We start from the raw sequence: 14284 nt of genomic DNA, 5'->3' as shown, positions 1-14284 counted from the left end.
TTTGGAAAACGACTATTTTTTCGTTTCTAGACGCGCTTATTTCAAATAAAATCCATATTTTAGCCAAACCTTAATTATCTAACACATGAAAGCTAAAAAAATCATTATAGCAGTCCTTGTTTTATTAGTTTTATGCCTAGGAATATGGGCTTTTTCCTATAACTACCAAAAAAGTACTGCCGAAAATGTGGTGTACGAGACCACACATGCTTTTAGAACAGACATTAAGAAAACGGCAGTAGCCACAGGCGAAGTAAAACCACGCGAAAAAATCGAAATCAAGCCCAATATCACAGGCGTGATTCAATCCATTAAAGTGAAAGAAGGTATGGAGGTTACCAATGGGCAATTACTTGCCACAATAAAAGTAATCCCAAATGTCAATAGCCTAAATTCGGCACAGATGCAAATCAATTCCACCCAAACGGAACTTGCCAACCAAACGCGACACTACAATCGCCAAAAATTGCTCTACTCGCAAGGCGTGATTTCCAAAGCCGAATACGAAACAGCTCTTGCGGCTTATAATTCAGCCAAACAAAGTTTAAAAAATGCCGAAAACAATTACCACACCGCCAAGACAGGCGTGGCACCTGGGCTTGAGCAATATTCTACTACGCAAATTCGCTCCACTATCAACGGAATGATTCTAGACATCCCTGTAGAAATTGGAGACAATGTGCAAGAAATCAGCAACTTTAGCACAGGGACAACCATTGCCACCATTGCCAATATCAAAGACATGATTTTTGAAGGTCGTGTAGACGAAGCCGAAGTAGGAAAACTAAAGATAGGCATGCCACTTGAAATCAAAATCGGTGCCTTGCCCAATGAAACTTTTACAGGAACGCTTGATTTTATCGCGCCATCGGGCATCAGAAACAATGGGATTGTGGAATTTGAAATCAAAGCCAGCGTGAATTTAAATCAAAACGATTTCATCCGTGCAGGCTACAGTGCCAATGCCGAAATCACGACCGAGAACAAGAAAAATGTATTGGTTTTAGCTGAATCAAACATTCAGTATGAAGACGACGGCACTGCCTTTGTAGAAGTGAAAAACGGCGAAGAATGGATCAAAAAACCCATTCGTTTAGGCGTGAGTGATGGCGAAAACATCGAAATTCTCAAAGGCATTACCGAAAAAGATGAAGTAAAAGTTTGGAACATTCATCTCAACGAAAAATCAGAGGAGGAGAACAAAGGCTAAAGCTCGCTAAATCTATCCGAAATTTAAAAATATCGCCAATCAGATAATTTGTTCAATTAAAGATTATTTGATTTGTTTTTCGGAAAAATGTTTATTTTTGTAGAAAATCATATGGAATTGAACGCATTTTCATCACAATATTTTCCGCCAATTAGATTTTTTGCAGATTTTTTATCGCAAGAAAATCCGTGTATTGATGTGTACGAAAACTATCAAAAACAAACTTACAGAAATCGTTGTCATATCCTAAGTCCAAACGGCTTGCAAAAACTCGTAGTGCCCATTGCCCACACAGGAAAACGCGCCATGAAGGATTTGCAAATAAGCTATGCACAAGATTGGCAAAAGGAACATTTGCGCTCCTTTGAGGCAGCCTATCGTCGCTCACCCTACTTTGAGTATTACGAAGACGATTTAATGCCCATATTTGAGAAAAAACATAAATTCCTTTTAGACTTAAATTTGGAAATTTTGGAACAACTTTTGAGTTTGCTTCAAGTCGAAAATAAATTTTCGCTTTCTGAATCGTATATCGAATCGCCCGCAGAAGATTTTAGACAAGCCTATGATGCCAAAAATCCTGTAGAAGATTTGCCAGAATATACGCAGGTATTTAGCGAAAAAATACAATTTATTCCAGATTTAAGCGTAGTGGATCTATTGTTTAATGAAGGACCACAAAGTATAGTTTATTTAAAAAATTTAAAACAACAATAAATGAAAAAATTAGTACTCAGCTTATCTCTAGTAGCAGGTTTTGTATTTGCTCAAGCGCAAGAACAGCCATCTGCAAAAGAGCTAGCCAAACAAAACTGGTTTCATGTAAACTATGCCAAAGATTCAATCTATGGTGTAGCCACAGACGATGCATATGCTTATGCAAAATCTAAAGGTTTAAAATCTAGCCCAGTAATCGTTGCCGTAATCGACAGTGGTATCGAAGGAGATCACCCAGATTTGCAAGCAAACATGTGGACGAATGTAAAAGAAATCCCAGGAAACGGAATAGATGACGACGGAAACGGATACATCGACGATATCCACGGCTGGAACTTTATCGGTGGACCAAATGGAGATGTAGACCACGACAACACAGAAATCACTCGTTTAGTAAGAGAATACAAAGCTTTATTTGATTCTAAAAACGAAGCTGAAAACAAACTTAACCAGCAAAAGTATCCTAAAAAATACGCTGAATACCAAGAAATTCTGCCTAAATACAAAGAAGAATTAGCAGAAGCGCAAATGGCTGTAGCTCAAGCCGAAGGACAAATCAATCAAACTTTGAAAATTTTTGAAGAATTTGCCAAAGAGTACGGAGGAGACAAAGTCATTAGCCTAGAAGATATCAAAGTATTTACACCTAAAGGGCAAGAGGCTGCATTCATGAAAGAAAAAATACTATCAGCTGTAAACACTGCATCTGCTGAAGAATTTTTTGGAACTACAGCCAATAAAATCATTGAAGAGTTTAAAGAACAAGGAAATGAATACCTAAACCACTACAAAGGTAAATTAGATTATTATTTAAACCTTGATTATGATCCACGCGCCATCGTAGGAGATAACTACAATGATGTAAACGAAAGAATCTACGGAAACAATACCGTAGAAGGTCCAGATGCACTCCACGGAACGCATGTGGCAGGTATCATAGGTGCGGTGAGAAACAACGGTATCGGAATGAATGGTGTCGCTGAAAATGTAAAAATCATGAATGTGCGCACTGTGCCAGATGGAGATGAGAGAGATAAAGATGTGGCAAACGCGATTCGTTACGCAGTAGATAATGGTGCAAAAGTCATCAACATGAGTTTTGGTAAACCATATTCTCCAAACAAGCAAGCCGTTTGGGACGCGATTAAATATGCTACAGATCACAATGTTCTTTTAGTAAAAGCAGCAGGTAATGATGATGTAAACATTGATACAGATATCCACTACCCTACCAACTTTAGAAACGGACACCCTGTGAGTAACTCATTGCTCACTGTGGGAGCTAGCACTCCAGACAACAAAAACATCAAAGCTAGTTTCTCAAACTATGGTAAACAACAAGTAGATATCTTTGCCCCTGGAGTAGAAATCTACTCTACTGTGCCAGATGCAAGCTACAAATACCTACAAGGAACTTCGATGGCGTCTCCAGTAGTAGCTGGTATTGCGGCATTGGTTTGGAGCTATTTCCCTAACCTTACTGCACAAGAAATCAGAAATATCTTAATCGAAACTGGAAACTACAACGAAAACTTGAAAGATATTTCTACTCACGGTGTAGTGGTAGATGCATTGAAAGCACTTAAAAAAGCGGAAGAAGTATCTAATGCAAAAGCAGGAGTTACTGCCCCAGCGAAAGCTGAAACAAAGAAAAACAAAAAGTCTAGTAAAAAAAGAAAGAAATAATATAGTTTTTAATTATTAAATTTCTTAATTTTAGGGCTATACTTTTAAATAAGTATAGCCTTTTTTATAAACCTTAAACTATGAAACCTATAAATAACCTTACATCCTCAAACATTAAAAGCCTATTTAGAAACACAAAAACACCTGGCTGGAAAGCCCAAAAAGTAATGGCACCGCCCTATCGTCAAAACTTGGTAGACAAGGCGAGATATAATCCTGCCAATCCTAGGATTGCAGCTGTACTCATCATTGTGTATGAAGAAAATGGCGAATTGTATTTTCCCGTAATTCACAGAAACACCTATCCTGGCGTTCACTCCAATCAAATTGGGTTCCCTGGCGGAAGAGTGGAATCCGTAGATGGGGATCTGCAAGACACTGCTTTGCGAGAAAGTCTAGAGGAAATCAATGCAAATCCCAATTGTATAGAAATCGTGGGCGAATTAAGTCAATTATTTATTCCTCCAAGCAACTTTATGGTGCACCCCTTTGTAGGGGTTTACAAAGGCGAGCCAAATTTTATCCCCTCTGAGCGAGAAGTAAAAGCCATTGTTCCATTAAAATTAAATGAATTTATTCACTCGCCCAACATTATAAAACACACCGTAGTTGTGGACAATATTGCACACCAAGTGCCTGCATTTGCTTTGCCCAATAATTTAATTTGCTGGGGCGCAACTGCAATGATGTTAAATGAATTTCTTGTATTTTTGCGAAATTCATTAAATTTGTAGCCTTAAAAAATTAGATTGTGAGTCGTAAAAAAAATATATTTTTCGATGCCTTTGGGTATCCACATTTCATCAAGCGATTTATCATTTTCACCTTTGGTGCAATTTCGTATCGTAGATACAACGGATTCAACAAGTTGAAAATCCAAGGAACCGAAAATATCGCCAATCTCCCAGAGCAAAATGTACTTTTTGTATCGAATCACCAAACCTATTTTGCAGATGTTTCGGCGATGTATCATGTATTCAGCAGCGTGAAAAATGGATTTCAAAATTCAATTAAAAACCCTATTTACCTGCTAAATCCTAAAATTGATATGTACTATGTAGCGGCAAAAGAAACCATGAATAAAGGTCTTTTGGCTAAAATATTTTCTCTGGCAGGAGCCGTTACCGTGAAAAGAACATGGCGCGAAGCGGGAAAAAACATCAATCGAAAAGTTGATTTAAAAGAAATTGATAATATTGAAAAAGCTTTGCAACAAGGCTGGGTAATTACCTTCCCACAAGGCACTACCAAAGCTTTTGCACCTGGTAGAAAGGGAACTGCACATATCATCAAAAAGAACAAACCAATTGTGGTTCCTGTAGTGATTGATGGATTCCGCCGTTCGTTTGACAAAAAAGGGCTTTTGATTAAAAAGCGTGGCATTGAGCAAACTATGACTTTCAAGCCACCTTTAGAAATTGATTATGAAAACGATAGCACTCAAAAAATTATAGACCAAGTAATGGACGCTATCGAGCAATCAGAAAAATACATAAAGGTAAAACCTATTCCCGAAGAAGGCGAAAATTAATCCAAAAATTGATTTTTCAATTCGGGCGTAGGGAGCATACATTCGTTTTTTTGCCCAAATAATTTATAGCGATTTTTAGCCACTTTTTGGTATAAAAAATCTCTGAATGAAAGAGGAAAAACCTGAAAAACAGAAATTATTCGGTACGGAAAGCCTAAGTCTTTAGCAATTTCTATCACCGCTTGCGATTGGCTAAATAACTTCTCATCTTTTAGATAAAAAATTGTGTTTAAATTTTGTGCATTCTCGCCCAGTTCAGCTAGTTTTTTCTGTGCAAAACCCGACTGCAACGAACTGAATTTAAACACTTTACTCTTATCTCTCTTTAAAACAAATTGTACAAATCCATCGCATAAATTGCATACACCATCAAAAAAAATTATGCGTTCAGCCATTAAAAAAATTCTTTCGAGCAAAATTAAAAGAAATTTTTATAGTAATTTGCACATTCAAATAAATTTAGCATGGAATTTACCGAAGAAGAATTGCACTACATGGCAATGAATTTTATAGGCGAAGAGCTTCAAAAAATGGGATTTGAATTTCTTGCCGTAAATAGCAAACTCAAAAAACATCCGCAATTTGTAACCTACAAAAAAAACGAAAAAAATATATTTGTCTTGGTGCAGGCCTCGCTCCCACCCGATGATTACACAAGATTGCCCGCCATTGCAAGCAAAATGGTGGCGCATGCACGCGAGCAAGATGCACGCGTTTGGTTTGCGGGCGTAGGCATCACGCACGCAGATGATTTAAGCAGAAAACCTGTAAAGGGCGAAGCCTACAAATTACTTTTTAATGGATTTAATTTTTTAAGCTAATGAAAAAATCAATTATTTTAGCCTCCTCGCTTTTATTATTAAATGTAGGTTGCAACAAAAAAACAGAATCAACCGAGCCTACTTTGCGTTATGCTAAAGGCGATGCTTTTGGATCGACTTATGGGATTCAATATTATTCAGACAAAGATTTAAGCGATGAAATTATAAAAGCTCTTACTTTTTTCGATGACAAAATCTCTACTTACAAATCGGGCACCGATGTTGAGCGATTTAATCAATCGGAAAAAGGTACGGCTGTGGATTCTATCGTGATTGATTTATGGAAACAGTGCCAAGATTTTAACCAAAAAACTGATGGCTATTTCGACCCCACAGTGCAACCGCTTTCTAATCTTTACGGCTTTAAAAAGGCTAAAATCCATAACAAACCAAGCCGAGCTCAAGTGGATTCTGTAATGCAATTTGTGGGAATTGCTAAAACCGCTGTACGCAACGATTCTATTTTAAAAAATGATACCAGAACTGAATTAGTCTTCAATGCTATTACGGGCTATATCAATGATTATGTGGCACATATACTCGACCAAGCGGGGGTAAAAAGTTACTTAGTTGAAATCGGTGGCGAAATCAGAGCCAAAGGCAAAAAAGAAGATGGGAACACTTGGGTTGTAGGTGTAGATGTGCCTAAATCAGGCGATCAAGATTTGTTTACTACCGTTCCGCTTGACAATGAGTCGCTTGCTACTTCTGGAAATTACCGCAAATTCCATATTTTAGACAACGGCGACAAAGTGGTGCACACCATGAACCCTATCGACGGAACCTCGGGAATTAGCAACCTTTTAAGTGCCACGGTGATCGCCCCCACGGCTGCCGAGGCAGATGCCACCGCAACTGCCCTAATGGCTATGGGATTGGACAAAGCTAAAGCCTATGCACAAAATCGCAAAGATTTGAAATTTCTCCTTATCTGGACAGATGACAAAGGAGAATTTCAATCAGAAAAATTCAATAATTTTTAAATTTTGATTATTTACTAAAGAAACTAAAATGTACATTTCCGTACTTTTTGGTTTCTTTATAATTTGGAAAATCGCTTAAATCCATTTTTTTAGAGTGCTCTAAAATCAAAGTTCCTTCTGGTTTTAACAGCTGATTTTCAAGCACTAAATCCAAGATTTCTCGATAAGATTCTTTTTCAAATTCAAACGGCGGATCGGCAAAGATTAAATCATAGCTTAAACCTTGATTCTGAGCTAAAAAACTGAAAACATCTGCTTTAAAAATTTGTAGGTTATCAAGTTCTAATTGCTCTTTGGTCTGGCTGATGAATTTCACGCAAGCAGCGTGTTTATCTACTCCTGTAACAGATTGGCAACCTCTAGAAGCAAACTCATACGAAATGCTCCCTATCCCCGCAAAGAGATCCAAAACTTGTAAATCTTCGAAATAAAAACGGCTGTTCAGCACATTAAACAAGCCTTCTTTGGCAAAATCTGTGGTAGGGCGAGTGGGTAAATTTTTAGGTGCCTGCAATTTGCGACCTTTCCATTTTCCAGAGATTATTCTCATAATAGTTTTAAATAATGGGTATAATATTGTAATTCAGTAGCATCGTTCACTCCAGGGATTACATGGCGCACAAAATTTAAAAGTTTTTTAATGAGCCCTTCCCAATTTTCTTCATTTCCAAAAAAGTATAATTTATCTTGATTGGTATCTAGTGAAAGTTGCTTATAAACATTTAAAATATAATAAATTATATCATTTTTCGATTGCACCGAAAATACATTGTAAAACAACAATTTTTGATTTTTAAGACATAAAATCTCTACCGAACGATGATGGATATTCACAAAAACTTCTGGCGTTTCGTTATCGGTACTTATTGCATTTAAAAAAGCTCTCGATGCACTCGAAATTTCATACTTAGGATAAAATTTAGACAACATCTGCTCAATTTCTATGGGATAACTGTATAGAAAATGTGCATCGGTATTTACAAGTTTTTCGTTTACTACTTTGTCATTTTCATATAACTCTGTGTTGAACGAAATCCACAATTCATTGTCTTTTTCTTGCTGGTAGTATTCATCTGGCACAATACAAAATTGCTCTCCGAGCACTTGCGCATAAACTTGATCATACTCTTGCTTTAGATATAAATTATCCTTGATTTTATGCTCTAGCACGAGTTCTATTGCCACCTCAGAATTTACCTCATAAGGCGTAAAATCTGTGGCAATAATCTTCTGATCCTTAAAACTACAAAAAGAAAATCCATCCTTTTCAAAAAGGATGGATAAAATATTACTGCTCATCAAAAATTATTTTTTGAGTTCAGACTTCATTCTTTTAATTCTCTTCTCTTGAATTTTAACATCTACATCTGTACCCCAGTTTCCTTCAAGTGACGGACGAGATTTGCTACCTACTTTAATGATGTCTGATTTAATTGGAGAAGACTCATCTTCTACTTCACGGCTCACCATTTCTTCATCTAGCCCATCAAGCACTTTAGCTTTATCAATGCTACCCATAAAGAAGTAGTCGCGCTGAATGTTTGTACTATCGTTTCCTACAACACGGTCGTTGAAAGAAGCGTAAAGCTCAATTGGGAATTTTTTACCATTTACTGGAATATAACCAAAGTTTCGGTAATTGAAATCTCTGTTTCCAAAGATTGAATCTTTTACACTTACAGGAGATACGATAGTATCTACAATAGTAAAGTTTTTCATCACATCGATACCTTTGCTTTTATCGAACACATAGGCTGATGAATCCTTTCTAGAAATATTTAATACTTTAGCCGTGTTGATGTAATTCTTCAAAGTATCTAAGCTAGCGGTATATTCTCCGTTTGCTACTTTATACAACTTCTCTGCCAAGGCTAAATCCTGTAACTGTTCCACCGCAGTAGCATAGCGTTCCATCTTTTCTCTATTGAAATCCACATAACCTTGGATTGAGCGGTAGATTAAAAATGCTAAACCTAATGCAGTAACTACCAAAATAACTTTAAGTATGTTTTTCATTGTGTCAAAAATTTATTCAAATATAAATTATTTTTTTTAACTAATTAAATATTTTGAGCAAAAAATTTTAATTTTACCGAAAATTAAAACTCCATGAAAGTAGTCGCAGTGATCCCTGCGCGATATAATTCGCAAAGATTTCCAGGAAAATTAATGCAAAAATTAAACGGTAAAGAATTGATTCTCTACACTTACGAAGCGGTGAAAAATACTGAGCTTTTCGATGATGTTATCGTGGCAACAGATGATGCTCGCATTCTGGCATGTTTGGAAAAAAATAATGCAAAAGTTCAGCTCACGGCAGAAAATCATGTTTCTGGAAGCGATAGAATCGCCGAAGTGGCACAGAATCTTGATGCAGATATCATTGTAAATGTGCAAGGAGATGAGCCATTTATCACAGCCGAAGATTTAAAAACGCTCATTCAAATTTTTGAAAACGATACGCAAAAGGAAGTCGCCGTAGGGAGTTTAATGGAAATCATTACCGAGCCCGATATGATTGAGAATCCCAATAATGTGAAGGTGGTGGTAGATAGGTACTACAATAATGCACTTTATTTCTCTCGTTCAGTCATTCCATATGCGCGAGAAATGCAGGAAAACACCACTTATTACAAGCATTTGGGTATTTATGCCTTTCGTCGTGATGCATTGCTTTCTTTTGCCACTCTCGACCGTGGATTTTTGGAACCCACCGAAAAGCTTGAGCAGCTTCGTTATTTAGAAAATGGTTTTAAAATCCGTTTGGGCATTGCCAAAAATCCAAGCATTGGTATTGATACGCCAGAAGATTTAGCAATGGCAGAAGCATTCATTCAACAAAATAAATAATATTTTTATGGCTAAAAGACTTAGCTTTTTATGGCTCATATTGAGTCCGTTACTTTTTGCACAATCGGCACAATCCATCATCGAAAAACATTTTGAAAACACGGGGGGCACGGCTCGCTGGGATCGATTAAACACCATATATATAAAAGGTGAAGTGATCATGGATGTGAATAATCCCGTGACGCTGAGCATAGAACATCGTCGCCCTTATTTCAAGCGTGTGTCTTTCATCATCGATGGCAAAGAAACGCTGAGCGAAGGCTATGATGGCAAAAATGCCTACACCTTTAGCCCAGAAAAAAATCAAAATGTGCCGCTTGCCAATTACACGCCAGATGCCTTTGAAACCGATATTTTGCATTATGAAAAAAAAGGATTTAAGGCAGATTTTTTAGGCAAAGAAAAAATCGACAATCAAGAAGTTTTCCATATTCGTTTGGTAAAAAATACGGTAAAAATCGATTATTGGTTTGATGCTAAAAACTATAATTTGGTGCAATCTGAAGATGATAAAGAAAAAATCATTTACAGCGATTTTAAGGTTTTTGATGGGCTAAAGTTTGCCACGCACATGCACTATGAGCCCAAAGGAGGGCACGATTATGTCATCGTTTTTAATCAAATAAAACCGAATGCCCCAATCAACGAAAAAAGATTTAAATTTTGAACAAAGAAATTTTAATAGAAATCGTTCAGACCAAAATGCCATTTGGCAAATACAAAGGCGTAACGATTGCGGATATTCCCGTGCATTATTTAGAATGGTTTAAAAGCAAAGGTTTCCCGCAAGGCAAATTGGGCATCTTGCTTTCCACCACATTGGAAATCAAATCAAACGGACTGGAAGAAATTATCTATAATCTCAAAAAATTGTACGGAAACAAGGATTAAAAACTGACTAAAATCACTTAATTTTGCATTTTTATATTTCGATTAATTTATGAAGTTATAAAAATTCTTTATCTATAATTATTCTATATATAAAATAAAACAATTATTTTTGCAAGACAATTTTTAAAATTATGCTGAAAATTAACAACTTACACGCTGCCTTGGAAGATGGGCAAAGAGAAATATTAAAAGGAATCAATCTTGAGATAAATCCAGGCGAGGTACACGCCATTATGGGACCAAATGGTGCGGGAAAAAGTACGCTTTCATCTGTAATTGCAGGGAAAGAAGACTATGAAGTAACCGATGGAGATATCCTACTTGAGGGCGAAAGTTTACTTGAACTTGATCCTGCAGAGCGTGCGCAGAAAGGTATTTTTATGTCGTTCCAGTATCCTGTGGCGATTCCAGGTGTTTCGGTAACTAATTTTATCAAAACAGCAATCAACGAAACTCGCAAAGCTCAAGGCTTAGAAGAAATGCCTGCTGGCGAAATGTTGAAACAAATTAAAGAAAAATCAGCTTTATTAAATATAGACCAATCATTCTTATCTCGCTCGCTCAACGAGGGATTCTCTGGAGGGGAGAAAAAAAGAAACGAGATTTTCCAAATGATGATGCTTAATCCAAAACTTGCAATCCTAGACGAAACCGATTCTGGGCTAGATATCGATGCCCTTAAAATCGTAGCAGAAGGGGTAAACAAGTTTAAGAATAAAGACAACGGAGTGCTTATCATCACGCACTACCAGAGACTTTTGGATTACATCGTTCCAGATTTTGTGCATGTACTTGCTGATGGTAAAATCATCAAAACTGGCGACAAAAACTTGGCTCTTGAACTAGAAGAAAAAGGCTACGATTGGCTTAAATAATTTAAAGCAGAAAATATAATTATGTCTAAATTTTTAGAAGAAATAAAATCTCATTTTGAATCCTACCCCACTCCAAGCGAACGCCAAACACAGGCGTTTGAGGAGTTTGTGCAAGAAGGATTCCCTACAACCAAAAACGAGGAATGGCGATTTACTAATTTAAAACCTGTCATCTCTCAGGAATATAATTTAAAATTAAACGAAGAAGCGTTGAACCTTAGCGATATTGAACAACACTTCATTCCTGAGCTTGATAGCTACAAAATTGTATTTGTAAACGGTTTTTTTGCCGAAAATTTATCCAACATCGGTAGCGAAATTGAGTTTTTGCCTGTAACTGCGGCAAAAGAAAACGTCATTTATCAAAAATATTTAAATACCGTAGTTAAGCATGAAAATTCACTTGAATCTCTGAATACTGCTTTGGCTACCAATGGATACTATATTCACATCAAGCACAATCAAAAAGTAGAAAAACCGATTGAAATCGTGTTTTTCACCAATGAGGCACAAGCAAGCTTCGTTCAGCCAAAAAATTTGATTGTAGCGGGAGACCATGCAACCCTAGATGTGATTGAATCTCATGTAAGTTTAAACAACGAGCCACATTTCACCAATGCGGTAACCGAAATTGTGGTGGGCGAAAATACTCAGATCAATTTCTACAAAACCCAAAACGATACCGAGCATACAGCACTCATAGACCAAGTATTTGCCGAGCAAAAACAGGGAAGTGTGGTGAGTATTGACACTTTATCTTTGGGCGGAAAATTCACTAGAAATGGTTTAAATTTCAAACAATTGGGCGAAAATTGCAATTCCCTAATGCAAGCTGTGAGCTTGGGCGAAGGCGAACAATTAATCGACCACCATACACTTGTGGAGCACACTGCTGCCAATTGCGAAAGCCATGAATTATACCGCACCATATTAGATGGAAAGTCGAAAGGGGTATTCAACGGGAAAATCATTGTGGATCCAGAGGCACAAAAAATTGATGCGTTCCAGCAAAACAACAACATTTTGCTTACGGACGATGCCAGCATCAACACCAAACCGCAATTAGAAATCTTTGCCGATGATGTAAAATGCTCGCACGGGTGCACCGTGGGGCAGCTCGACAAAGATGCGCTATTCTATATGCAACAACGCGGTATCCCGACCAAAGAAGCACAAGCATTTTTGTTATACGCTTTCTCGGCAGATGTACTTTCAAGTATCGAAGTTGAACCGCTTAAAAAATATTGGACTAAACTTTTGGCTTCAAAACTAAAAGTTGAACTTGATTTTTAGCATTTTTATTTGAATTTGAATTCACTGAACCGAAGAAAAATCAATTTTCTTCGGTTTTTTTATTCATTTTTACAATTTAAAATTTTTATTTTTGCTTTTCAACTAAATTTAGCTCAATGACCATAGAAAATATAAAATCTCAATTTCCTATTTTAAGTCAAAAAGTAAACGGCAAACCGCTCGTGTACCTTGACAACGGCGCAACTGTGCAAAAACCCAAAATGGTGTTAGACGAAATGTATCGCTACTACACCACGCTCAACGCCAATGTGCACCGAGGAATCCACACGCTGAGCCAAGAGGCAACCATAGAAATGGAAAATAGCCGCGAGAAAATGCGTGCTTTTATCAATGCTAAAAAAGCTAGCGAAATCAATTTTACTTCTGGCACCACGGATTCCATTAATTTGGTGGCATATGCACTCAAAAACATTATTAAAAAAGGCGACGAAATCATTATTTCTGAAATAGACCACCACTCTAACATCGTTCCGTGGCAAATGCTTGCCGAGTGGACGGGCGCAACTACACGATACATTCCTTTGCTTGAAAACGGAAGTTTGGATTTAGAAGAGTATGAAAAACTTTTAAATACTAAAACAAAACTCGTGGCTTTTAATCATGTTTCAAATGCATTGGGAACAGTGAACCCTGCTAAAGAAATGATTGAAAAAGCACACGCTGTGGGGGCTTGGGTTTTGGTAGATGGGGCGCAATCAGCACCACATTTAAAGATTGATGTTCAAGATTTAAATGCTGATTTTTATGCCTTTTCTGGACACAAAATGTATGCACCTACGGGAACAGGAATTTTGTACGGGAAAGAGGAAATCCTAGAGCAACTTTCGCCCTATCGTGGTGGTGGCGAAATGATTGAAAGCGTGTGCATGGATAAATCTACCTACGCAGGATTACCCTTTAAATACGAAGCGGGAACGCCTAATATTTGCGGCAATATCGTCATTGCTAAAGCAGCGGAATTTATCGAAAACATTGGGCATGAAGCCATCACTCAGCTCGAGCAAAAATTGATTAACCAAACACTCAACGGGCTAGAAAATATACCCGAAATCCGAATTTTTGGAGAGGGCATTGAACGCTCAGGGGCGGTTTCGTTTTTGATGGACTTGCCAGGGGTGCATGCATCTGATGTGGGCATGATTTTAGACAAACTAGGCATTGCCGTGCGCACGGGGCACCATTGTTGCCAACCTTTGATGAATAAATTCAATATTAGTGGCACCATTCGTGCAAGTTTTGCCGTGTATAACACCGAAGACGATGTCAATCAATTGCTCAACGGGCTGGAGCTGGCTAAAAATATGCTTGGTTAAAGTTTTCAAAAATATTTTTTTTAGTTTTTTCAAATAAAAAACCATGTTTTTAAACGATTTTTAAGAAATCAGTAATAAAAATCAATTATTTTA

General features: G+C 37.2%; 17 protein-coding genes. 13 read left to right on the top strand and 4 right to left on the bottom strand.

The features are described from left to right. Positions 1–85 precede the first annotated feature (85 nt). From ORNRH_RS10400 to ORNRH_RS10380, 5 genes are all read left to right on the top strand, one after another. The gene (locus ORNRH_RS10400) at positions 86–1210 is read left to right on the top strand and encodes an efflux RND transporter periplasmic adaptor subunit (RefSeq protein WP_014791804.1); all 1125 of its coding nucleotides are present in this window, start codon (positions 86–88) and stop codon (positions 1208–1210) included. A gap of 87 nt (positions 1211–1297) precedes the next feature. Continuing rightward, positions 1298–1927, top strand: a complete 630-nt coding sequence (locus tag ORNRH_RS10395; protein WP_243925501.1) for a WbqC family protein — start codon at positions 1298–1300, stop codon at positions 1925–1927. After that, positions 1928–3613 (top strand): S8 family peptidase, encoded by a 1686-nt coding sequence (locus ORNRH_RS10390; RefSeq protein ID WP_014791802.1) that lies wholly within the window; start codon positions 1928–1930, stop codon positions 3611–3613. It begins immediately after the preceding gene. A gap of 80 nt (positions 3614–3693) precedes the next feature. Next, entirely contained in the window at positions 3694–4347 is a 654-nt protein-coding gene (locus ORNRH_RS10385; protein ID WP_014791801.1) for an NUDIX hydrolase, read from the top strand. 17 nt (positions 4348–4364) lie between these two features. Next, complete coding sequence (locus ORNRH_RS10380) at positions 4365–5144, top strand: lysophospholipid acyltransferase family protein (RefSeq protein WP_014791800.1); 780 nt, start codon at positions 4365–4367, stop codon at positions 5142–5144. On the opposite strand, the gene ORNRH_RS10375 is transcribed toward ORNRH_RS10380, so the two are convergent. Next, positions 5141–5539, bottom strand: coding sequence for a thiol-disulfide oxidoreductase DCC family protein (locus ORNRH_RS10375; protein ID WP_036602017.1), 399 nt, complete (start codon positions 5537–5539; stop codon positions 5141–5143). The genes ORNRH_RS10380 and ORNRH_RS10375 overlap by 4 nt on opposite strands. 69 nt (positions 5540–5608) lie before the next feature. On the opposite strand from ORNRH_RS10375, the gene ORNRH_RS10370 reads away from it, so the two are divergent. Then, positions 5609–5965 (top strand): hypothetical protein, encoded by a 357-nt coding sequence (locus tag ORNRH_RS10370; RefSeq protein ID WP_014791798.1) that lies wholly within the window; start codon positions 5609–5611, stop codon positions 5963–5965. After that, a complete protein-coding gene (locus ORNRH_RS10365; RefSeq protein ID WP_014791797.1) occupies positions 5965–6948 on the top strand; it encodes an FAD:protein FMN transferase in 984 nt (327 codons plus the stop codon). Before ORNRH_RS10370 ends, ORNRH_RS10365 begins: the two co-directional genes overlap by 1 nt. Before the next feature lie 7 nt (positions 6949–6955). On the opposite strand, the gene rsmD is transcribed toward ORNRH_RS10365, so the two are convergent. The 3 genes from rsmD to ORNRH_RS10350 are packed head-to-tail and all read right to left on the bottom strand — an operon-like array spanning position 6956 to position 8964. Next, on the bottom strand, positions 6956–7498 hold the full coding sequence (gene rsmD, locus ORNRH_RS10360) for a 16S rRNA (guanine(966)-N(2))-methyltransferase RsmD (RefSeq protein ID WP_014791796.1): 543 nt from the start codon (positions 7496–7498) through the stop codon (positions 6956–6958). Beyond that, positions 7495–8247 (bottom strand): DUF3822 family protein, encoded by a 753-nt coding sequence (locus ORNRH_RS10355; protein WP_014791795.1) that lies wholly within the window; start codon positions 8245–8247, stop codon positions 7495–7497. The genes rsmD and ORNRH_RS10355 overlap by 4 nt, the downstream gene beginning before the upstream one ends. Before the next feature lie 6 nt (positions 8248–8253). Next, positions 8254–8964 carry a hypothetical protein gene (locus ORNRH_RS10350; RefSeq protein ID WP_014791794.1) on the bottom strand — a complete coding sequence of 237 codons (711 nt, stop codon included), beginning with the start codon at positions 8962–8964 and terminating at the stop codon, positions 8254–8256. A gap of 93 nt (positions 8965–9057) precedes the next feature. Between ORNRH_RS10350 and kdsB the strand changes: the two genes are divergently transcribed. The 6 genes from kdsB to ORNRH_RS10320 all read left to right on the top strand — a co-directional run bounded on the left by kdsB (position 9058) and on the right by ORNRH_RS10320 (position 14191). Beyond that, positions 9058–9798, top strand: a complete 741-nt coding sequence (gene kdsB, locus ORNRH_RS10345; RefSeq protein ID WP_014791793.1) for a 3-deoxy-manno-octulosonate cytidylyltransferase — start codon at positions 9058–9060, stop codon at positions 9796–9798. A 7-nt stretch (positions 9799–9805) separates the two neighbouring features. Then, positions 9806–10465 (top strand): LolA family protein, encoded by a 660-nt coding sequence (locus ORNRH_RS10340; RefSeq protein ID WP_014791792.1) that lies wholly within the window; start codon positions 9806–9808, stop codon positions 10463–10465. Further along, positions 10462–10689 carry a DUF3820 family protein gene (locus ORNRH_RS10335; protein ID WP_014791791.1) on the top strand — a complete coding sequence of 76 codons (228 nt, stop codon included), beginning with the start codon at positions 10462–10464 and terminating at the stop codon, positions 10687–10689. Before ORNRH_RS10340 ends, ORNRH_RS10335 begins: the two co-directional genes overlap by 4 nt. 131 nt (positions 10690–10820) lie before the next feature. Further along, positions 10821–11564, top strand: coding sequence for a Fe-S cluster assembly ATPase SufC (sufC, locus tag ORNRH_RS10330; protein WP_014791790.1), 744 nt, complete (start codon positions 10821–10823; stop codon positions 11562–11564). Between the two features lie 21 nt (positions 11565–11585). Next, positions 11586–12857 (top strand): Fe-S cluster assembly protein SufD, encoded by a 1272-nt coding sequence (sufD, locus tag ORNRH_RS10325; protein ID WP_014791789.1) that lies wholly within the window; start codon positions 11586–11588, stop codon positions 12855–12857. A 116-nt stretch (positions 12858–12973) separates the two neighbouring features. Continuing rightward, on the top strand, positions 12974–14191 hold the full coding sequence (locus tag ORNRH_RS10320) for a cysteine desulfurase (protein WP_014791788.1): 1218 nt from the start codon (positions 12974–12976) through the stop codon (positions 14189–14191). Positions 14192–14284 lie beyond the last annotated feature (93 nt).

It is taken from the genome of Ornithobacterium rhinotracheale DSM 15997 (assembly GCF_000265465.1).
Lineage (GTDB): Bacteria > Bacteroidota > Bacteroidia > Flavobacteriales > Weeksellaceae > Ornithobacterium > Ornithobacterium rhinotracheale.
This window is presented reverse-complemented; position numbering and strand designations above follow the sequence as displayed.